The 19,020-nt window shown below is 34.5% G+C and carries 22 protein-coding genes, 2 tRNA genes and 1 pseudogene; 8 read left to right on the forward strand and 17 right to left on the reverse strand.

Annotated features, from left to right (window positions below):
• Window positions 1-2: 2 nt before the first annotated feature.
• Genes ACLL8X_RS02415 through ACLL8X_RS02425 form a run of 3 tightly spaced genes read right to left on the reverse strand, consistent with a single transcriptional unit; the run spans window position 3 to window position 2,211 of the window.
• Entirely contained in the window at window positions 3-536 is a 534-nt protein-coding gene (locus tag ACLL8X_RS02415) for a HobA family DNA replication regulator (protein WP_411989367.1), read from the reverse strand.
• The gene (locus ACLL8X_RS02420; RefSeq protein WP_411989368.1) at window positions 537-1,739 is read right to left on the reverse strand and encodes an aspartate kinase; all 1,203 of its coding nucleotides are present in this window, start codon (window positions 1,737-1,739) and stop codon (window positions 537-539) included. It lies immediately after the preceding gene.
• A 1-nt stretch (window position 1,740) separates the two neighbouring features.
• The gene (locus ACLL8X_RS02425) at window positions 1,741-2,211 is read right to left on the reverse strand and encodes an RNA pyrophosphohydrolase (protein ID WP_411989369.1); all 471 of its coding nucleotides are present in this window, start codon (window positions 2,209-2,211) and stop codon (window positions 1,741-1,743) included.
• Between the two features lie 92 nt (window positions 2,212-2,303).
• Here ACLL8X_RS02425 and hemW point away from each other — a divergent pair, with 92 nt between their 5' ends.
• From hemW to ACLL8X_RS02455, 6 genes are all read left to right on the forward strand, one after another.
• A complete protein-coding gene (gene hemW / locus ACLL8X_RS02430) occupies window positions 2,304-3,371 on the forward strand; it encodes a radical SAM family heme chaperone HemW (RefSeq protein WP_411989370.1) in 1,068 nt (355 codons plus the stop codon).
• Window positions 3,372-3,423: 52 nt separating this feature from the next.
• Window positions 3,424-3,846, forward strand: coding sequence for a Sec-independent protein translocase protein TatB (tatB, locus tag ACLL8X_RS02435; protein WP_411989371.1), 423 nt, complete (start codon window positions 3,424-3,426; stop codon window positions 3,844-3,846).
• The gene (tatC, locus tag ACLL8X_RS02440) at window positions 3,839-4,567 is read left to right on the forward strand and encodes a twin-arginine translocase subunit TatC (RefSeq protein WP_411989372.1); all 729 of its coding nucleotides are present in this window, start codon (window positions 3,839-3,841) and stop codon (window positions 4,565-4,567) included. The genes tatB and tatC overlap by 8 nt, the downstream gene beginning before the upstream one ends.
• Window positions 4,557-5,591, forward strand: coding sequence for a tRNA preQ1(34) S-adenosylmethionine ribosyltransferase-isomerase QueA (queA, locus tag ACLL8X_RS02445; protein ID WP_411989373.1), 1,035 nt, complete (start codon window positions 4,557-4,559; stop codon window positions 5,589-5,591). Before tatC ends, queA begins: the two co-directional genes overlap by 11 nt.
• 70 nt (window positions 5,592-5,661) lie before the next feature.
• On the forward strand, window positions 5,662-5,793 hold the full coding sequence (locus ACLL8X_RS02450; RefSeq protein WP_411989374.1) for a hypothetical protein: 132 nt from the start codon (window positions 5,662-5,664) through the stop codon (window positions 5,791-5,793).
• Window positions 5,732-7,393, forward strand: a complete 1,662-nt coding sequence (locus ACLL8X_RS02455) for a glycosyl transferase (protein WP_411989375.1) — start codon at window positions 5,732-5,734, stop codon at window positions 7,391-7,393. Before ACLL8X_RS02450 ends, ACLL8X_RS02455 begins: the two co-directional genes overlap by 62 nt.
• Here ACLL8X_RS02455 and lpxD read toward each other — a convergent pair.
• Genes lpxD through ACLL8X_RS02480 form a run of 5 tightly spaced genes read right to left on the reverse strand, consistent with a single transcriptional unit; the run spans window position 7,380 to window position 11,987 of the window.
• The gene (gene lpxD, locus ACLL8X_RS02460; RefSeq protein WP_411989376.1) at window positions 7,380-8,336 is read right to left on the reverse strand and encodes a UDP-3-O-(3-hydroxymyristoyl)glucosamine N-acyltransferase; all 957 of its coding nucleotides are present in this window, start codon (window positions 8,334-8,336) and stop codon (window positions 7,380-7,382) included. The genes ACLL8X_RS02455 and lpxD overlap by 14 nt on opposite strands.
• Window positions 8,333-8,797: an acetolactate synthase small subunit gene (ilvN, locus tag ACLL8X_RS02465; RefSeq protein ID WP_070292754.1), complete on the reverse strand. Its 465-nt coding sequence runs from the start codon at window positions 8,795-8,797 to the stop codon at window positions 8,333-8,335. The genes lpxD and ilvN overlap by 4 nt, the downstream gene beginning before the upstream one ends.
• Complete coding sequence (locus tag ACLL8X_RS02470; protein ID WP_411989377.1) at window positions 8,797-10,494, reverse strand: acetolactate synthase large subunit; 1,698 nt, start codon at window positions 10,492-10,494, stop codon at window positions 8,797-8,799. The genes ilvN and ACLL8X_RS02470 overlap by 1 nt, the downstream gene beginning before the upstream one ends.
• A gap of 16 nt (window positions 10,495-10,510) precedes the next feature.
• The gene (locus tag ACLL8X_RS02475; protein ID WP_411989378.1) at window positions 10,511-10,954 is read right to left on the reverse strand and encodes a GatB/YqeY domain-containing protein; all 444 of its coding nucleotides are present in this window, start codon (window positions 10,952-10,954) and stop codon (window positions 10,511-10,513) included.
• 13 nt (window positions 10,955-10,967) lie between these two features.
• Complete coding sequence (locus ACLL8X_RS02480) at window positions 10,968-11,987, reverse strand: bifunctional 3,4-dihydroxy-2-butanone 4-phosphate synthase/GTP cyclohydrolase II (RefSeq protein WP_411989379.1); 1,020 nt, start codon at window positions 11,985-11,987, stop codon at window positions 10,968-10,970.
• An 86-nt stretch (window positions 11,988-12,073) separates the two neighbouring features.
• On the opposite strand from ACLL8X_RS02480, the gene ACLL8X_RS02485 reads away from it, so the two are divergent.
• Window positions 12,074-12,149 (forward strand) — tRNA-Gln (locus tag ACLL8X_RS02485).
• Between the two features lie 32 nt (window positions 12,150-12,181).
• Window positions 12,182-12,257: transfer RNA gene (locus ACLL8X_RS02490), tRNA-Met, on the forward strand.
• A 261-nt stretch (window positions 12,258-12,518) separates the two neighbouring features.
• Here the strand turns inward: ACLL8X_RS02490 and ACLL8X_RS02495 are convergent.
• The 9 genes and pseudogenes from ACLL8X_RS02495 to ACLL8X_RS02535 form a co-directional block, all read right to left on the reverse strand.
• Window positions 12,519-13,391, reverse strand: a complete 873-nt coding sequence (locus ACLL8X_RS02495; protein ID WP_411989380.1) for a helix-turn-helix transcriptional regulator — start codon at window positions 13,389-13,391, stop codon at window positions 12,519-12,521.
• A 161-nt stretch (window positions 13,392-13,552) separates the two neighbouring features.
• A pseudogene (locus tag ACLL8X_RS02500) lies at window positions 13,553-13,869 on the reverse strand (HP0729 family protein); the annotation flags it as partial.
• Between the two features lie 395 nt (window positions 13,870-14,264).
• The gene (locus ACLL8X_RS02505) at window positions 14,265-15,164 is read right to left on the reverse strand and encodes a hypothetical protein (protein ID WP_411989381.1); all 900 of its coding nucleotides are present in this window, start codon (window positions 15,162-15,164) and stop codon (window positions 14,265-14,267) included.
• The gene (locus tag ACLL8X_RS02510; RefSeq protein WP_411989382.1) at window positions 15,164-15,358 is read right to left on the reverse strand and encodes a hypothetical protein; all 195 of its coding nucleotides are present in this window, start codon (window positions 15,356-15,358) and stop codon (window positions 15,164-15,166) included. The genes ACLL8X_RS02505 and ACLL8X_RS02510 overlap by 1 nt, the downstream gene beginning before the upstream one ends.
• A 2-nt stretch (window positions 15,359-15,360) precedes the next feature.
• Window positions 15,361-15,627, reverse strand: a complete 267-nt coding sequence (locus ACLL8X_RS02515) for a hypothetical protein (RefSeq protein WP_411989383.1) — start codon at window positions 15,625-15,627, stop codon at window positions 15,361-15,363.
• Window positions 15,628-15,683: 56 nt separating this feature from the next.
• Complete coding sequence (locus tag ACLL8X_RS02520; RefSeq protein ID WP_411989384.1) at window positions 15,684-16,148, reverse strand: GTPase; 465 nt, start codon at window positions 16,146-16,148, stop codon at window positions 15,684-15,686.
• A 73-nt stretch (window positions 16,149-16,221) separates the two neighbouring features.
• Window positions 16,222-16,425 carry a hypothetical protein gene (locus ACLL8X_RS02525; RefSeq protein WP_411989385.1) on the reverse strand — a complete coding sequence of 68 codons (204 nt, stop codon included), beginning with the start codon at window positions 16,423-16,425 and terminating at the stop codon, window positions 16,222-16,224.
• A gap of 113 nt (window positions 16,426-16,538) precedes the next feature.
• Window positions 16,539-17,075, reverse strand: a complete 537-nt coding sequence (locus ACLL8X_RS02530) for a hypothetical protein (protein WP_411989386.1) — start codon at window positions 17,073-17,075, stop codon at window positions 16,539-16,541.
• A gap of 504 nt (window positions 17,076-17,579) precedes the next feature.
• Entirely contained in the window at window positions 17,580-18,956 is a 1,377-nt protein-coding gene (locus ACLL8X_RS02535; RefSeq protein WP_411989387.1) for a replicative DNA helicase, read from the reverse strand.
• Window positions 18,957-19,020 lie beyond the last annotated feature (64 nt).

The raw sequence follows: 19,020 nt of genomic DNA on the forward strand, positions 1-19,020 counted from the left end.
TCCTAAATTTGAACCTTAGAAAACAAAATCGCATCCAAACTCACATCAAAAAGTTTATACAAACTAATAAGCTTAAGGTCTAAGTCCTTGTCTTTAGAGCTAAGATAAAAGCTATCTTGTAATTGCTCATCAAAAAGCCACAAAAGACTATTGTCCTTTGATTTTGCGATTAAAGCCTTATTATCAGCGGCACTGCCTATGTAAAAATACACATAGCCATTAGGAAAAGAAATGTCAAGCAAATCATTAAGCAAGGCTATATCTTCAGCATTTTGCACCTTTTTTTTACATAGAGAATTTAAAGACACGAAAGGAAGCATAGGGCGATTTGCCTTAGCGTTGATATTTTTTAAAAAATACTCTTCATACCAAGACCTTTGCTCATCACACATCAAAACAAAACTACGACCCTCTAAAAGATATTTTAATCTTGCAGCCATCAAAGGCGCCCATTCTAAGCGTCTTGATTCCATCCAAGCCATAAAAGCCCCGCCATTGCGGATATTTTCAAGAGTAAAACTTAAAAAATCACTCATTTATTTATCAAGTCCATAGCACTCGTGTAAGGCACGAACGGCTAATTCGCCGTATTTTTCATGCACTATCATAGAAATTTTAATCTCACTAGTAGAAATCATACCTATATTAATATTCTCATTAGCCAAAGCCTTAAAAGCCTTACTGGCTACACCTGAGTGTGATTTCATCCCCACTCCTACGATAGATACTTTTACCACAGCACTATCGCTTTCTATGCTTGTTTTTGAGCTTAAAATTTTCTGCATAGCGTTTTTGGCTAAGTCAAGCTCATTTTGAGGCACGGTAAAGCCCAAATTTGTCGCTCCATCCACGCCTACATTTTGTATAATCATATCTACATTAATATTTTCATTGGCTAAAACCGAAAAAATTTCAGCCGCAATGCCCGGTTTATCCTCTACATTTCTTAAGGTTACTCTTGCTTGGTTTTTATCTAAGGCTATGCCACTGACTAAAGCTTGTTCCATTCCATCTTCCTTTGTTATCATTGTTCCTTCATTGTCATTAAAACTACTTCTGGTTACTAAATTTACATTTAATTTTTTCGCAAGTTCCACGGAGCGATTTTGTAAGACTTTTGCACCTAAACTGGCAAGCTCTAACATTTCTTCATAAGAAATTTTATCCAGTTTTCTTGCCTTAGGTTCTATTCTAGGGTCGGTTGTATAAACCCCATCAACATCAGTGTAAATCTCACATAAATCCGCATTTAAAGCCCCCGCTAACGCCACCGCACTCAAATCACTTCCACCCCGTCCGAGCGTGGTTACATCGCCTTTTTCATCCACACCTTGAAAGCCTGCTATGACTACGATTTTACCCTGAGTTAGCTCATTATAAATGGCTTTGGTATCAATATGATGAATTCTAGCCTTGGTAAAAACACTATCTGTGATAATGCCTGCTTTTCTGCCTGAAAAAGATATAGCAGAATAACCCTTTTCATTTAAAGCGATAGAGAGTAAGGCGCAACTGACCCGCTCACCGCTACTTAAAAGCATATCCATATCTTTAGCATTGGGGTTTTTGCTAAAATACTCAGCCTGTTCGATAAGGGTATTTGTTACCCCGCTCATCGCAGACACTACAACAACAACTTGATTGCCCTCTTTTACGCTTTTAATAACCCGATTTGCCACCGCTTTTATACGCTCAAGTGTTCCAACGCTTGTTCCACCATATTTTTGAACTATAAGCATTTTAGATATAACCTTTCTCTTCAAAATATTTGATGACTTTAATATAAATATTTTTTTTAAAATGATTAACCATCTCAAAAATTTCTCTTACACTTACAAAGCGATAATCATCAAATTCAGGATTTTTGGTATGGATATTAATCGTGGCACCCTGCTTTAAACGCACTAAAAAATATTTTTGAATTTGCCCATCATAAGGATACATTTTTTTGACAATTTTACTTGGAAAATCATAACTTAACCAGCTAGGATATTCAGCGATAAGCTCCACCTCATCGGTGCCTATTTCTTCTTTTAACTCCCTTAATAAAGCACTCTTAGTGCTTTCGCCTTCATCAATACCCCCTTGTGGAAACTGCCAAATATGCTCCATATCACTTCTTCTAGCTATAAAAATTTTACACTCAAAAGGATAGGCACTTGATAAAACAATGGCTGCAACATTGGGTCTGTATTTTTTCTCGTTTTCCACTAATCTTTATCCTTGAAATTTTAAGGATACAATTTTAACCTAAATCAAATCAAATTTTTATTAAAATGAGAAAAAATTTAGCGAAGGTTTTTATGTATTTTTACATCCACATTCCCTTTTGCGAAAGCAAGTGTCATTATTGTGCTTTTACAAGTTTGAAAAAAAAGGACTATGAAAAAGCTTATTTTAAAGCTTTAAAGGAAGATATTTGCTTTCATTTAGAGCAGTTTCAAATCCAAGCAAAGCAAATTAAAACTTTATTTATAGGAGGAGGGACGCCAAGTTGTATTTGGGCAAGGTATTATGAACCTATCTTTGAAATTTTAGAGCCTTTTTTGGCTAAAGACGCAGAGCTTTCTTGCGAAGCCAATCCCAATTCAGCCACAGCCATTTGGCTTAAAACTATGAAAAATTTAGGGATAAACCGCATTTCTTTTGGAGTGCAAAGCTTTCATACTAAAAAACTTGAATTTCTAGGTAGAATTCACAGCCCACAAATGATTTTTAAAGCCCTAGAAAATGCTAATAAAGCAGGTTTTTCAAATATCAATGTGGATTTAATCTATGATACGAAATTAGACGATAAAAAAATGCTTGAATTTGAACTTTTAAATTTAGAAAAAATCAAAGCTCTCATCACACATCTTAGTGCTTATAATTTAAGCATAGAAGCAAACACAGCCTTTAGTAAAAAAGAACATTTTAAGAAAAACGCACCGAATTTGATGAAATTTTTTATAAAAGAGCTTGTGCGTCTTGGTTTTTTTCAATACGAAATCAGCAATTTTGCCAAAGATGAAAATCATAGCTGTAAGCACAATCTTGCCTATTGGCAGGGTTTGGACTATATAGGCTGTGGTTTGAGTGCGGTAAGCTTTTGCAAGGATAAGCGTTTTTACACAGCTAAAAGTCTAAAAGAGTATATCGCAAAGCCTACTTTTAGAAAAATAGAGCCTTTAAGCTTGAAAGATTTAAATTTGGAGCATTTATTTTTAGGTCTTAGAAGTATAGTTGGTATCAAAAAGAGCAAACTTGATAGCTTACAACAAGAAAAAATTGATATTTTGTTAAAAGAAAAAAAACTTTTTTACAAAAATCAAAGATATTTTAATCCTAATTTTCTCATTAGCGATGAGCTTGCTTTATATCTCTCATCTTAAATTTAAGCTTTTTTAAGTAAAATGCTTGATTAAAAATCATAAAAGAGTATTAATGAGTTTTGGTGAAATTATAGTTATTTTAGTTGTGGCGATTTTGGTTTTAGGTCCTGATAAACTTCCTCAAACCATCATACAAATCGCAAAAATTTTTAAAGCCATAAAACGCAATATAGACGATGCAAAATCCAGCATAGAAAAAGAAATACGCATCAATGATTTAAAAGAAGAAGCTAAAAAATACCAAGATGAATTCTCAAGTGCAAATGAAAACATACGCAAAAAACTGAGCTTTGAAGAATTTGATGAGCTTAAAAGAGATATTTTGGATAAAACGAAGGTGGATTTAACCTTTGACAGCAGAGCTAAAGATGACAAGGACGAAGCTATAAAAGATAACGAGACACTTTTAAATACTGAAGAAAAACCTAAGCTTAGTAAGTTGGAAACACAAAATAAAATGGAAAAAAATGTTTGAAGAATTAAAACCTCATTTAATAGAACTTAGAAAACGCCTTTTTATAAGCGTTGCTTGTATTGTAGTAATGTTTATAGTATGCTTTGCCTTGCGTAGCTATATTTTAGATATTTTAAAAGCCCCACTCATAGCCGTTTTACCTGATGTTGCTAAACATATCAATGTCATCGAAGTGCAAGAGGCTTTATTTACTGCGATGAAAGTCAGCTTCTTTGGGGCTTTTATTTTTTCCTTGCCTGTTATATTTTGGCAATTTTGGAAATTTGTAGCTCCGGGACTTTATGACAATGAAAAACGCCTTGTAGTGCCTTTTGTCAGCTTTGCAAGCCTTATGTTTGCTTTGGGGGCTTGTTTTTGCTATTTTGTAGTCGTGCCTTTGGCTTTTAAATTTTTGATTAATTTCGGTTTAAATGAAGATTTTAATCCTGTCATTACCTTAGGAGCTTATGTGGATTTTTTCACAAAGGTCGTTGTAGCCTTTGGTTTGGCTTTTGAAATGCCCGTGCTTGCCTTTTTCTTTGCTAAAATTGGGCTTATCGATGATAGCTTTTTAAAACGCCATTTTCGTGTGGCTATCTTAGTCATCTTTGTTTTTTCAGCCTTTATGACCCCGCCTGATGTTTTATCCCAATTTTTAATGGCAGGACCACTTTGCGGGCTTTATGGGCTTTCTATCCTAATCGTGCAAAAAATAAATCCCGCTCCAAAAGATGAAGAATAAAAAAGACTTGCTTCTTTCAAGCTACGATTACACCCTGCCTAATGAACTCATTGCTACTTATCCTACTTATCCAAAAGAAGAAGCTAGGCTTTTAGTTTTTAACAGAAAAAACAAGCAAATCTCTCATAGCACTTTTGGGAATTTGCAAGATTTTTTGCCTGATTGTGCTATATTTTTCAATGACACCAAGGTGATTAAAGCGAGAATTTATGGCAAAAAAACAAGTGGGGGGAAAATAGAACTTTTTCTCCATCAAGCTTTTTTAAATTCTCAAAATCAACTTTTTCTAGCTCAAATTAAAGGGCGTGTAAAAATAGGCGAAGTGCTGCATTTTGATGAAAATTTAAAGGCTGAAGTTAAAGAGCTTTTAGCTTGCGGTCTTCGCAAGGTGCAATTTTTTAGAAATGATGAAATTTTATCTCCTTCGCAACTTTATACCTTGCTTGAAAAAATAGGACACATACCCTTACCACCCTACATCAAAAGAGAAGATGAAAAAAGCGATTTAACCGACTATCAAAGCATTTTTGCAAAAAATTTAGGTGCCATAGCAGCACCTACGGCAAGTTTGCATTTTAGTGAGGCTATGCTTGAAAAATTAGCCAAAAAACACGAATTTTATCAGCTGACCTTGCATGTGGGTGCGGGAACTTTTAAAAGCGTAGAATGTGCAAATATAAAAGAACATAAGATGCATAGCGAATTTTTTGACATTCCTAAGAGAGCATGTGAAATTATAGATTCTAAACAAGCCATTTTAGGCGTGGGAACAACCGTAACAAGAACCATAGAATATTACATAAGAACTAAAACAAAAAGTGGTTTTTGCAATCTTTTCTTACACCCACAAAACCCGCCCCTAAGACAAAATCATCTCTTAACCAATTTTCATCTGCCAAAATCCACTCTTATTATGCTAGTTTCAGCCTTTATCGGTAGAGAGGAGTGCTTAAAGCTTTATGAACTTGCCATAAAAGAAAAATACCGCTTTTATTCTTACGGCGATGGTATGCTGATTTTATAAATTCACCCTCCCTTTTTTTCTAATTTTGTTTTTTTTGATATAATTACTCTTTTATTTTAAGGATTTAAATATGAAAAATATCATTTTGCTTGGCGGAAGCAATTCTCTCGCTCATAATGGCTTACAAAAAGGCTTAAAAGATGGCATTGACAAATGGGGGGGGGGGATTAGAATTTCACAATCTTGCCCTAGGTGGCTGTGATGGACTTCAAAAACTTTACGAACTCACTCATCCTAAAAATCAAAAACTTTTTAAAAATGCCGAAGCTGTTCTTATAGAAACTAATATCAATGAATACGATATGTTTGCTAGAAGTGGGCTTTGTTTTCAAAGCTTGGCCAGAAATTTCGAGCTTTTATGCAAAGCTCTAGCTAATTTAAATACAAAGGTAATTTTTCTCATCCTACCCCTAGAGCCTAGTGAAGATACGACTAGACACATAAAAATCGTCGATAATTTTAATAGAGAAAAAATCAAGCAATACAATTTTAATTGCATTGATATACAAAGATATTATAACGAAAAAGGACTTAATCCCTTTTTTGCTACCACAGACTATTTCCATCAACTTTTTTCTATGATGAAAATTACTGGCGAAAAAATCATAGCCAATCTTCATATCTTCAAAAAACATCCCCAAGCCCATTTTAAAATACCCCATTTTCTTGTAAAATCCCCTGAAGAACTTTTTAATCAAAATTTACCCTGCAAGGAACTTAAAAATTCTTTACTAAACGAACAAATATACAAACTGGATGAAAAAGATGTTTTAAAATTTCAAAATTCTTACTCAGGATATGGTATTTTAGGAATTTATATTTGTAATTTTTTTGAAGTTAAACCCTATAATATCGCAAGCTTTATTCTAAAAAATACAAAGCAAAAAATCATCAAAGGTATAGCTGCACACTTCTATCATTTGCATACTTTAGAGGAAATTTTCATTATCGATGAAGAAAGTTTTTTATATTTTAATAAGGCCAATGAAGCACTTAGCGAAGGTAGCATATGGCTACATAAAAATACTGAAATTTTAAACAATATCAGTCATATAGGTTTGGCTCATTTTTTCTTAGTCAAGCTTGATGAGAATTTTTACGAAAAAGACATAGACTTGCAAAGTTTAGAAACTAAAGAAAATATTGATATTACTTATGATTTTACCCACATACTTCCATCTTTTGAGTTTTATAAAGAGTTGATTGAAGAGTATTGTCAAAGAATGGATAGTGTCAAACAAAAACCTTTGGAAGAGCAAATTACACATCTTCATACCAAGCTTAACGCACTAAATGAGCAAAATGAAACTTTACAAAATACTCTCAACGCTCATCATTTTAAAAAAGAAAAGCTTGAACTTGAAAATTTGGAACAAGAGTTTATTTCAAAAAAATTGAGCAATGAAATTTTAGCTAAAAAATTAGGCAAAAAACTTGATTTTTTTATGCCAAAAATCACTCTTATAGAAGCTAATTCAGCCAAGGCAAAGATACACAATCACCTTGCCTATAAACTTGGCTCTTGTATGATAAGAAATTCTAAAAACCTTTTAGGCTATATTAAAATGCCTTTTCTCCTAATAGCCCTTACAATTACCCATAAAGAATGTCCTAAAATCCAACTTCCTAAGCTTGAAGATTACCCAGATTACAAAGAAGCATTAAGAGAAAAACAAAGCATCACTTATAAATTAGGACTAGCTCTTATACAAGCAAATAAAACTTGGTATAAGGGAGGCTATATACAATTTTATTTTGAAGTAAGAAGACTACAAAAAGAATTTAAAGCTAGTCGTTCTTAAATTTCATAGCAATCTTAGCTTGGAGTTTGAGCCAATCTTTTTGTAGCATTATAGGAAAGCCCCCATACACGCGTCCGCCTTCTAAATTCTTACTCACGCCCCCTCTTGCGGCTATGGTGCTAAAATCGCCTATCTTAAGATGTCCGCTAGTGGCACTTTGTCCGCCCATTACCACACTGCGTCCAAGCTCTGTTGAGCCTGAAATGCCTGTTTGAGCGACTAAAAGGCAGTTTTGTCCTATTTGAGCGTTATGTCCAATTTGCACAAGATTATCCACCTTAGTTCCAGCTTTGATAATAGTGCTATCAAAAACCGCTCTATCAATGGTCGTGCAAGCCCCCACTTCTACAAAATCTTCTAAAATCACATTGCCATTATGATAAATTTTATAATGTTCGCCGTTTTTATTGTGTGCATAGCCAAAACCATCACTTCCTATGACACAATTTGCAAGCAAATGGCATTTTTTACCGATTTTAGTATCATTATAAATGACAACATTAGGATGGATAATACTTTCATCACCAATACTAACATTATCGCCTATGTAAGCACCTGCCATAATGATGACATTATCGCCTATGCAAATATTATTCCCCAAATAAACATTAGGCATTATTTTTGCACTCTTGGCTATGGTTTGCACCTTGTTTTTTAACTCACTAAAAAGAGGCTTGGCAAAAATTTTGCTTAAAAAAGCAAAGCTTAAATGCGGACTTTGAGTGATTAAGGCTTTAGTGTCCTTAGGAACTAAATTTTCATATTCTTTAGCCACTAAAATCGCAGCCGCTCCGGTGTGGGGTATGTCTTTGGCATTTTTTTCGCCATCGCAATAAGTAAGCTCTGTGAAATTCGCTCTCAATAAAGAATTTAAAGCACTAATTTCCAAATCCTCGCCCCTATATTCTAAACTTAAAAATTCGGCTATTTCGCTTAGTTTCATTTAATCTCCATCAAAACAGATCCACTGCGAACAATATCACTAGGATTGTATTTTTTAATTGTTTTTAAAAAATTATCAATGCGATTGGCATCATCAGCAACCATCAAAAATAAAAAATTTTCATTGCTGTTTGCAATAGTACCATTATAAGCTTTCAAAACGGCATCAAGTCCGCCTAAATTTTCATTTAAAGGAATTTTCACTAAGGCCATTTCTTTATCGATAAATTCTTCGCTTTCTATAACCTTATAAGTGGGGATAAGCTTATGAAGCTGTTTGACTATCTGTTCAAAAGTTCTTTCATTGCCCGAAGTAACAATGTTAATACGTGAGAATTCTTTATTTTCCAAAGGTGCCACAGTAAGCGAGTCGATATTATATCCCCTTCCTGAAAAAAGCCCGACTATACGAGATAAAACCCCATGTTCATTTAAAACAATTACCGATAAAATTCTTCTCATTATCTATCCTTTGCCTTTGGTAAAATCATATTGTAAATCGCCCCACCTGCTGGCACCATAGGTAAAACATCTTCAAATCTATCTATCATCACATTTAAAAGTGAAGTTTTATCGCTTTTTAAAGCCTTTTGAAAGGCTTCTTTAAATTCCTGCTTCGTGCTTATATTAAAGCCCTCACAACCAAAGCCCTCAGCAATTTTGATAAAATCAGCTTGCAAACTTAAATCCGTTTGAGAAAAATGCTCATCATAAAACATGCTTTGCCACTGACGCACCATGCCCAAAAAAGCATTGTTTAAAATAATATGTATGGTTTTTATGCCGTATTCATAGGCTGTCATCAGCTCTTGAATATTCATCAAAACCGAACCATCACCTACAAAATTAATCACCACTTCTTCACCCACAGCCAATTTCGCACCCAAAGCCGCAGGCACAGAATATCCCATAGTTCCTTGCCCACCACTAGTAGCCAATTGACGCGGGTAATTAAAAGGGTAAAATTGTGCCACCCACATTTGATGCTGACCCACATCAGTAATTATCCTTGCCTCAGGTGCCATTTTCGCACACTCTTGCACCACCCACTGAGGCTTTAGCACTTCATCGCTATCTTCATAAGAGAGTGGATAAAGCTCATTATAACGCTTTAAAGTTTCGTGCCATTCTGTAAATTCGGTGCTAAATTTTTCCTTCTTTAACTCTTTTAAAAGTTCTTCAATGACTTCTTTAATATCGCCCACCACAGGAAAATGTGCATTAATAATCTTAGAAATGGAACTTGGGTCTATATCTATATGCACTATGGTAGCGTGCTTAGCAAATTCGCTTGTTTTGCCCGTAATCCTATCATCAAACCTAGCTCCTATACTCACAAGCAAATCACATTCGCTTAAAGCCATATTTGCCGTGTAACTGCCGTGCATTCCCGCCATTTTAAGATTAAAAACATCATCGCTTCTTAAGGTTCCTAAAGCCATTAAAGTTTCCACAGCAGGAATTTTTGTAAATTTCACAAGCTCTCTAATTTGCTCACTTGCATTTGAGCTAATACAACCCCCACCTAAATAAAACAAAGGTCTTTTTGCTTCTTTTAAAAGCTGGGCTAGTTTTTTAATCTGTTTAGAATTTCCCTTATAAACAGGTTTATAGGTTTTCATAGCTATTTCTTTAGGATAGTCCCAAAGTCCCAAAGTCGCACTCACATCCTTTGGCACATCAATATGCACAGGTCCGGGCCTACCGCTTCTTGCGATATAAAAAGCTTCTTTTAAAATACGTGGAAATTCTTCTATACAAGTAACCAAATAATTATGCTTGACACAAGGACGCGAAATTCCCACAGCGTCAATCTCCTGAAAGGCATCCGTGCCTATGAGAGAATTAGCCACCTGACCTGAAATGAGCACCAAAGGAATAGAATCGCTATAAGCCGTGGCAAGTCCTGTGATGGTATTGGTAAAGCCCGGTCCGCTTGTAACTATGGCTACACCCACTTCTCCACTCATCCTAGCATAAGCATCAGCAGCGTGCAAGGCGGCTTGCTCATGACGCACCAAAATATGCTTAAAGTATTTTTGATTGTAAATTTCATCGTAAATATTAAGCGCAGCACCCCCGGGATAACCAAAAACAATTTTAACCTTCTCTTCTTTTAAAGCCTCGCAAATCATTGCAGAACCACTTAATTCTTTCATAACCTACTCCAAAAATTTATTTCAAAAGCTCTTTTAGAGCTAAATTTAGCCTTTTCCCATCTACACTCGCTCCTAATTTCACTTTGGCTTCTTTCATAACCAAACCCTGCTCTTTTAGTGAGCTGACGCCTAATTCTTTTATAAGTTGTTTTAAGGCTAAAGTTAATTCTTCATCGCTTAGTTGTTTAGGCAGATAAATTTCAAAAAGGCTTATTTCGCTTTGTTCTTTTTGTGCTAAATCTTGGCGATTGGCTTTTAAATAAAGCTCGATTGCGTCTTTGCGTTTTTTAATTTCACTTGCAATGATTTTGTAAATTCTTTCATCATCTAACTCTATTCTTTCATCAACTTCTATTTGCTTAAAAGCTGCATTTAGAGTTCTTAAGCTATCTCTTTTAAAATCATCTTTTTGTTTCATCGCCTCTTTGATATCGTTTAAAATTTGTTCTTTTAAAGTCATTTTTTTCCTTATGTTAGTTAAAATTACAAGCCTTAAGATTTAAACCAAAACCTTCCAAGCCTATATAGTCTTTATCACAACTTTGAGATAAAAGTTTAATCTCCTCTATACCAAAATACCTTAAAATTTGTGCCCCTATGCCGTAGTTTTTAAACTGAGTTGTGCTTGATTTTTCCCCTTGCATAAAAACAATTAGCCCACCCTTTTCGCTAAGAAACTTAATTTGTTCTAAGAGTTTTGAAAATTTATCCGAAGTTAAAAGCTCGAAATCACTAGCACTAATATGAAATTTAACATTCTCGCATTTTTTTAGCTCTTTAAAACTAAAGGCTATATGCTGGGTTTGATTGTGGTCGCTAAAGATAAATTTTTGTGCCTTAAATCCAGCTAAAACACTCTGGCTTTTTTCTTCAAGCTTGATTAAGCTCTCGTGCTTTAAGCGATACTCTATAATATCACTAACAGCTATCATATTTAAATCATATTTTTGGCAAAAAATTTCTAAATCTTCCCTTCTTGCCATATCCCCATTATCTTTTACAAGCTCACAAATCACACAAGCTCCCTTAAGTCCTGCCAAATGACACAAATCCACAGAGCCTTCAGTATGCCCTGTGCGTTCCAAAACTCCGCCTTTTTTTGCAATTAAAGGATTGATATGACCCGGTCTTACAAAATCACTCGCTTTAGCATTATCATCAGCAAAAATTTGTATAGTCATATTTCTTTCATAGGCACTAACCCCTGTTGTGGCGTCTTTTGCATCCACTGTGATAGTAAAGGCGGTTTCGTGATTGGAAGTGTTTTTAGGCACCATTAAAGGAAGTTCAAATTTTTTTGCCAAAGCTTCATCTAAGGCTACGCAAACCACACCGCGTGCCTCTTTTATCATAAAATTTACTTTTTCTTGAGTGCTAAATTGTGCAGGGAAAATCAAATCCCCTTCATTTTCTCTATCCTCTGCATCCACCATAATAAGCATTTTTCCCGATTGCAAATCCTTAATCGCTTGTTCTACGCTAACAAATTTCATCTTTTTTTCCTTATAATTTTTGAGATTATAACTTAAATTGCTTGACAAATAAATTAAAATTCACTATAATCACACTTTTAAAATGTTGGGGTATAGCCAAGCGGTAAGGCAACAGGTTTTGGTCCTGTCATTTCAGGGGTTCGAATCCCTTTACCCCATCCACTTCTTAATTTTATTTCAAATACTTTATATGCCGCGAAGTAGAGCAGTGGTTAGCTCGTCGGGCTCATAACCCGAAGGTCGGGAGTTCAAATCTCCCCTTCGCAACCAAATTAATTTTTATCTTTTTTATTTTCTTTATCTCTTTAAAATCCTATCAAAACTTGTAAAAATGAGTAGAATAAGCTTTAAAACATTGTCATTACGAGCTTTGCAAAAGCGTGGTAATCTAGGATATTAAGGGGATTGCTTCACTTTCACAAATGAAAGTTCGCAATGACGCAATAGAAATTTATTGACTTCTTTAGTTGTGATTTACTCACACTGCTAAAAAAGAGTTAAAAATAAAAAGCGTTAGCTGTATTTAAAAATTTAAGATTTTATACTCTTAAGATAGGCTTTTAAAAGCTCTTCAAGCCTTGTTTTTAGCTCAAGTGGGGCAAGAATTTTGATATAGGGAATCCACTGCTTGACTAAATTTAAAAGCTCATCTTCATAAGAAACTTGAGTGCTTAGGGTGTAGCTTGTTTCATCTTGGTCTATGATTTTATAATTGCTTAAAACTTCCTTTCTAAAAAAATACTCCTTAGCTCTTTTATCTAGGCTTAAAATCACTTCCCTATTCTCCCCTAGCCAAATATTAGGATTACTCTCAATTTGTTCTTTGAAACTTTGTTTTGGGACAAAATTTTCATCCCTTAGCTGAAGTTTTGAAATTTTAGCCAAAGAAAAATGCTTTAATTTATCATTCTCATCAGCCAAAAGATACCAAATACCCCTGAAATTAACCAGTTTATAAGGCTTAACTTGGCGTTTTTTATCCTTGTAGCAAAAGTTTGAAATTTTATGGTTGAGTATGGCTACACTAAGCTCTTCAAAAAGCTCATAGGGTATTCTCTCATAAGCTTCATTTTTAATCATCAAAATCTTATTAACCCTTTGGCTTAATAAATCACTTATAAAACTCTTATCAAGCTTAGGATAAAGCTCACTAATCCCACTTAAGTCGGCGAAATTTTGTATATCTTTAAAGCTAAGTTGTCCTAAAGCAAAGCTTTCTAAAACATACCTGCCTTTTTCTTTTTTGATGGGCATAAAAGAAAGTCTCTCATTTAAATCCCTTTGTATGGTTCTTTCGCCCACATTAAATTCTTTGGCTAATTCTTCTATGCTTAGACTTTCTCCATTATTAAATTTAAGCAAAATTTGAACCAATCTAAAGCCTAATTTGTCATATTCTTTCATAATTTTTCCTTATGTATTAAAACACCCTTTAGCAAACTTTCATTCTCTATGCCTAAAAGCATATTTCTTAGCCTTTTAGCCTCATCAAAACTCGCAGCTTTAACATGAACGGCTTCATTGCGTATCTCTTGAATAAGGCTTAAATTCTTTGAAAAAACACCATTGATAAAGAAAATCAGCTTTCTTTCTAAATGCTTTTGCCTATAATAGCTAGGTATCAAGCTCTCTTCTGTATTTTTAGAGACCTTTATCACCTTAGCAACAAATAAATTCGCATAATCGCTCAAAAAAGTTGCAAAAAATTCTCTTCGCTTGTGGCTTGGTAAATTTGCTCTAAATCAAACTCTTCTATCCTGTCATTTAGCTTGGATTTGATTTTTCCAAAGGCGACTAGGGATTTTTCTTGCAAAATGCTTAAGTGCTGCTTAATCACATCGCTTTGATAATAAGGATTATATAGGATTAAAAGATGATTCATATTTTTGCTTTTTTCGCTTATTTTAGCAATTCTTTAATGTTTTGGGCTATTTCTTTAGGATTTTGCTCGTAACTTTGAAGCAAATCTTTGATGATTTCAAAAAGCTCATCAACAATACACCCTTAAACGCAAAAGCGAGATTAAACACAGATAAAATATTCATTAAATTTTCCTTAAGTTTTTATTTTAGGCTGCAATATCTTAAGCATTGTATTTACTTTTCCGCCCTTTTCTCCCTTGCAAGAAGGGCAAATAGGAAATATAAAATCGAGAGCATCACACATAGAATGATGCAAAAACATTCTGCCGCACCTCCTACATTTTTTAAAACTAGGTATCGGTGATTTTATTATCTGTCTTATCATATTTGCTCCTTAATCAAATCCTTTAGTCTTTTATTCGCAAAATTCCACCCCATAGCTAATTTCTTTCTTGCTTTGAGCGTTAAACTTAGAATGAAACTCCCCCTTAATTCCTAATTTCACACTCACTGCCTTAATCAAAGCAATAATTTTAGAACTTGCTTCCATCTTGCTTATAGCATTTTCATTGATTGTTTCCGTCCGAATTCCTTTAAATGAGCCTTTAACCACCCCCGTTTCTTTATACATTTCTACCAAGCTCTTAATACCCACAGGCAAGGCTTCGGTGCGAATTTTATTTTGCTTTAACCACAAGGCAAATTCTTCCTTAGATTTTTTCAGCGTTATAGCACCTTCAGCCTTGTGTCCTAGCTCATATTTTTCTTCTTTACTCACTTGTCCTTGTTTTGAATTTGCAACATTCAACAACCCTTTATTTTCTGGTAAATTTTGCTTATTTTGAGCCACATTTTGCACTAAGCCTTGCATTGTTTCTTGTATGACGCTTTTTGTATCTACACCCACACTTAGGTCTAAATTGCATTCTTCATTCTTTCTTTCTTCATTTGCTACTTTAATACAATAGCCCTTAGCCCCCATATAGCAAAAAATCAATTGCACAAGCTCCGCTAAGTCCTTATTATAAACCTCTTCAAAATCATTCATAGTATAAAAAGTCCGTTCATACAGAGGCGAACGCATTAAAGCATAGTCTTTTTGATTATTTAACTTATTTAATGCAATCTCCTTATCCTTCATTTTTAAAATGCAATTTTGCAAATCTTGACTTAAATCTTTTAATTCTAAAATATTATTTTGAGCCACTTCATCCTTATTCATTTCATCTTGTAATAGCTTACTAGCATTAGGACGGTAAACTATATTAAAATGCGTTTGTTCGCTAACTAACATTAATTTATCAGGCAAGTTCATCATTTATCCTTTATTACAAATATCAAAGTCAAAGCACAGAGCAAAAACACAAGTGCTAAATTCACAAGAGCTTTTTTTCTTTTCTTGCTTTTAAATTTAGCTCTACTTTGGTCAAATTCCTCCCAAGAAAGCCCCATAAGCTTAAGAGTGCTACGAAGCTCACCCTCATCAGCATTTTTATCCCACCAAATCATAGCTAGGCGTTCTCTATTATAAACATCCTTTTTAGGATGCACAAGGGTGCAGAAAAAATGCTTTTTAAACTCCCAAAAAACTCCTCATTGGCATTGATTTTATTTACACTTAAGAAGTCTAAGAGTGCGTCTATTTTTTCTTGTTGATTTTTTAATATTTTTCCATTTTCAGCACTCTCTTGCCCTCCTTGCTCACCTTGTATGCTAACAAAAATCATCCCTGTGCTTTCTCGATAAATTTCATAAGCTCTTCTTTTCTTTTTTCGCAATCTTCCTTAGTATAAATACCCTCAACCAACTCAAAAAATTCAAGCTCTATGCCTTCTTATGCTATTTGAGCTCTAATATCCCTTTCTTTAGCCTCATCTAATTTATCAGCCCTTGTTCCTATAGCCTTAAGTTTTGTGAAATTTTTATTAGCCCTAAGCTCTTTAAGAATTTCTTGTGAGAATTCTAAGGGATTAAAGACATAAAGCGTCATATCGCACTTTTCTTGCACCTGTTCATTTTTGCTATGAAAGTCCTTATTGCCTACTGTATCATAAAACTCATAAGCTTCAAACCAACCCTCTACAGACGCACTAGCCTCATTGGGAGTGCTAGCCGTTGCCATTCTAGCTTTTTTTAATTCTTCCACATCGCCTCTTAAAAGATGTATCAAAGTGGTCTTGCCACTTCCCATCTTGCCTCTTAAGGCAATTTTTTGAGTCTTGGAACTCCTAATCATTCTTCTTCCAAGCTCAAACGCACCCACTGCTACTAAAAATCCTCCTGCAATAACTGGTAGCATTACTATCCTTTCTTTTAAGATAAAAAATTTAAAGCTCTTATTTTATCAAATCCCCCCCCCCTGTCAAGGATGGCTATTTCTTACTCCCAATTATCAGCACCAATATCAAAAACACATAGAGAGTGCAAAATACTATATTGTAAGGAAAAGGCTGACTGGCAAGATAGGCAAAAAGTCCTATAAGCACACCTATTGCAATCAATAACGCAACAAAAACAAAATATGATAGGACAAGTATCATTGAAATCACTAAAGCAATAAAACCTAATATAGCCATTTTATTTTCCTAATCCAAACTTTTTTTACCCCAGAACTGAAGTTCTACTTTGACCTAACACTACATTTTGCCTAGCTCTTTAGCTTCATCTTTCAAGTCCTTCTGAAAAAATCTCACGAAGGGTCATTCTCATCTGCGATATTTAGCTCTTTTTTCAAAAAGCTCTCAAGCTCTATAAATTTGGGTAAATCTTTTCTCATATCATCGCTGTCATGAACAAAGAAAAGCTCTTCTCTTGCTTCCCTATAAGCTAGTAGTTCCCATACAAAGCTCGCAAAAAGATTATTAAGTCTAACAAAACGCAAGAAAAGGTCCCTTTCATCCTCGTTAAAGGCTTTAAAATCTCTCTTTTGAGAAAGCAAAGCATAAAAATCCTTTTGATATTTTTCGAAAAAATCATCTATCTTGCTAGACAAACCAAGAAAATTTACAAAAATAAAAAGTTCTCTTTGAATGATTAAAATTTCTCCTTCGAAATTATAAATTCTATAAAGCTTTTGATGAATATCATCAAAATTTTTAATCAGCCCATTATTTTCTTGAGTGGCTTTTGACTCACTCGTGCAAGAGTCATAAATTTCATAAAGCTTTTTAATCCCATATCCTGTGGCAGCTAGTGCTATGCCACCTAGCATTATTTTTTTAAACATCTTTTTTTCCTTTACTGAATAATTTTCTTGGTTTTTCAAAAGCCTTAGCTAAGATTTGGCTATTTTCTTGCTGTGTTTGTGGTAAAAATGTCATTTTTCTCTCCTTGAATTTTAAAATAACAAAGGAAGTATAAACTACCCTTGCGACAGCTTGTGTCGTAAAAATGAAATAATGAAAATTTTTTGAAAAAATTTTGAGAAGGGGATTGCTTCACTTTCACAAGTGAAAGTTCGCAATGACGATTGTAGGCAGGGGCTTTAGTGTATAGTCATTACGAGCCGACTTGTCGGCGTGGTAATCTAGAAGATTAAGGGGATTGCTTCAACTCTTACGAGTTTCGCAATGACGCAATAAAAGTTGCAATGACAGATGGTAGGCAAAATTTAAAAAGCAAGAAATGGTGGTAAATCCATAAGGATTTGAGTGAAGTAGCCTTTAGCAATGCGACTTTAGGCGGACTTGTTCGCACAAAGTGTTAGCAAGACACGGGTCGGGCAGCCTTTCTAGCCTCGAAATTCAGTAGCTTCGTAGCCCATAGGTTTATCCACAAAACAAGATTTTTCTTTCAAAAAGACAACATCGATGGTTCCAACAGGTCCATTTCTGTTTTTTCCAACGATAATTTCAGCATTTTCTTGCATAAGATTGGGTATAAAAACCCTTTGATAAGGCTTATTTTCGGCTTTAGCTTTATTTTCTCTTTCCTTTTCTTCCTGCTCTCTATAAACCTCATCTCTATACACAAACAAAATCGCATCCGCATCCTGCTCTATGGCTCCACTCTCGCGTAAATCACTCATTAAAGGGCGTTTGTTAGCCCTTTGTTCTAAGCTACGATTAAGCTGTGAAAGTGCGATGATAGGCATATCAAGCTCTCTTGCTAAAAGCTTCAGCCCCCTTGAAATTTCACTCACTTGCAAGTGCCTGTCATTAAAATTTGAATTACTCATCATAAGCCCTATATAATCAATCACACAAAGCCCTATGCTCTCATCTTGAGACTTTAAACGCCTTAAAATCGCCCTTACATCCGTAATAGTCGCATAGCCACTATCATAGATATAAAATTTCTTTTGATTATAATCATTACAAGCATCGCCTATACGCTCCCACTCATCATCGTTTAAATCCGCAGTTAAGATTTTTTGCAAAGGAATGGAAGTTTTGCAAGAAAGCATTCTTTGCATAATATGCGTAGCGGGCATTTCAAGTGAAAATAAAGCCACGCCTTTATTTTGCCTTAAAACCTTGTCAATAAAATTCAAACAAAGTGTCGTTTTTCCCATACCCGGTCTTGCAGCGATGATGATAAGTTCGCCCCCTTTAAAGCCCTTTGTCATTTTATTTAAACCCTCAAAACCCGTATCAAGTCCTATAATGCTTCTATCTTCTGCTATTTTTTGCTTTTCAAATTCATCAAAAAGTTCTGATATGACCAAAGTAATTTCTTTTATATCCTTAGAATTTACGCGGTTAGTGATATTAAAAATTTCCCTTCCCATTTCATCAGCAATCTCACTTACAGCACGATTTTCATTAATGCGAGTTGGCAAAAGATGGGCAAAGCTTAAAAGTTGTCTTTTGATGGACTTTTCGCGAAGCTCATTGACATGGGCTGGTAAATCTATCATAGAAGGAGTTGCAAGAATTTCTGCTAAAATTTGCTCGTCTATTTTTTTGTGTTTTCTTAAAAAACTCACAGAAATAGGCTCATTGGAATTAGCACAAGCTATGATGGCTTTAAAAATATCCTGATGGGCTTTAAAACTAAAATCCTTTGAATCAATATCCCCTGCTATACTTGCATATGCTTCTTCGCTCATAATACAAGAACTTAAAATAGCGCGTTCTAAATCCAAATCAAAATACTCTTGTTGCACAAAATTTCCTTATAGTGTAATAGCTAAATTCTAGCAAAAAAACTTGAAAATAAAGTTTATAACT

Origin of the sequence: Campylobacter parajejuni (assembly GCF_046764905.1) — a bacterium.
In the GTDB taxonomy this organism is placed as follows: Bacteria; Campylobacterota; Campylobacteria; order Campylobacterales; family Campylobacteraceae; genus Campylobacter_D.

Excerpts from the sequence above, each read along its gene's own strand:
- queA (WP_411989373.1), top strand. The coding sequence starts at position 4,557 with ATGAAGAATAAAAAAGACTTGCTTCTTTCAAGCTACGATTACACCCTG.
- ACLL8X_RS02475 (WP_411989378.1), bottom strand. The coding sequence starts at position 10,954 with ATGACTTTAAAAGAACAAATTTTAAACGATATCAAAGAGGCGATGAAA.
- ACLL8X_RS02420 (WP_411989368.1), bottom strand. The coding sequence starts at position 1,739 with ATGCTTATAGTTCAAAAATATGGTGGAACAAGCGTTGGAACACTTGAG.
- tatC (WP_411989372.1), top strand. The coding sequence starts at position 3,839 with ATGTTTGAAGAATTAAAACCTCATTTAATAGAACTTAGAAAACGCCTT.
- ACLL8X_RS02450 (WP_411989374.1), top strand. The coding sequence starts at position 5,662 with ATGAAAAATATCATTTTGCTTGGCGGAAGCAATTCTCTCGCTCATAAT.
- ACLL8X_RS02470 (WP_411989377.1), bottom strand. The coding sequence starts at position 10,494 with ATGAAAGAATTAAGTGGTTCTGCAATGATTTGCGAGGCTTTAAAAGAA.
- hemW (WP_411989370.1), top strand. The coding sequence starts at position 2,304 with ATGTATTTTTACATCCACATTCCCTTTTGCGAAAGCAAGTGTCATTAT.
- ACLL8X_RS02455 (WP_411989375.1), top strand. The coding sequence starts at position 5,732 with ATGGCATTGACAAATGGGGGGGGGGGATTAGAATTTCACAATCTTGCC.
- ACLL8X_RS02480 (WP_411989379.1), bottom strand. The coding sequence starts at position 11,987 with ATGAAATTTGTTAGCGTAGAACAAGCGATTAAGGATTTGCAATCGGGA.
- ACLL8X_RS02530 (WP_411989386.1), bottom strand. The coding sequence starts at position 17,075 with ATGTTTAAAAAAATAATGCTAGGTGGCATAGCACTAGCTGCCACAGGA.
- ACLL8X_RS02520 (WP_411989384.1), bottom strand. The coding sequence starts at position 16,148 with ATGCTACCAGTTATTGCAGGAGGATTTTTAGTAGCAGTGGGTGCGTTT.
- tatB (WP_411989371.1), top strand. The coding sequence starts at position 3,424 with ATGAGTTTTGGTGAAATTATAGTTATTTTAGTTGTGGCGATTTTGGTT.
- ACLL8X_RS02415 (WP_411989367.1), bottom strand. The coding sequence starts at position 536 with ATGAGTGATTTTTTAAGTTTTACTCTTGAAAATATCCGCAATGGCGGG.
- ACLL8X_RS02495 (WP_411989380.1), bottom strand. The coding sequence starts at position 13,391 with ATGAAAGAATATGACAAATTAGGCTTTAGATTGGTTCAAATTTTGCTT.
- ACLL8X_RS02510 (WP_411989382.1), bottom strand. The coding sequence starts at position 15,358 with ATGATTTGGTGGGATAAAAATGCTGATGAGGGTGAGCTTCGTAGCACT.
- ACLL8X_RS02505 (WP_411989381.1), bottom strand. The coding sequence starts at position 15,164 with ATGAACTTGCCTGATAAATTAATGTTAGTTAGCGAACAAACGCATTTT.
- ilvN (WP_070292754.1), bottom strand. The coding sequence starts at position 8,797 with ATGAGAAGAATTTTATCGGTAATTGTTTTAAATGAACATGGGGTTTTA.
- lpxD (WP_411989376.1), bottom strand. The coding sequence starts at position 8,336 with ATGAAACTAAGCGAAATAGCCGAATTTTTAAGTTTAGAATATAGGGGC.
- ACLL8X_RS02525 (WP_411989385.1), bottom strand. The coding sequence starts at position 16,425 with ATGGCTATATTAGGTTTTATTGCTTTAGTGATTTCAATGATACTTGTC.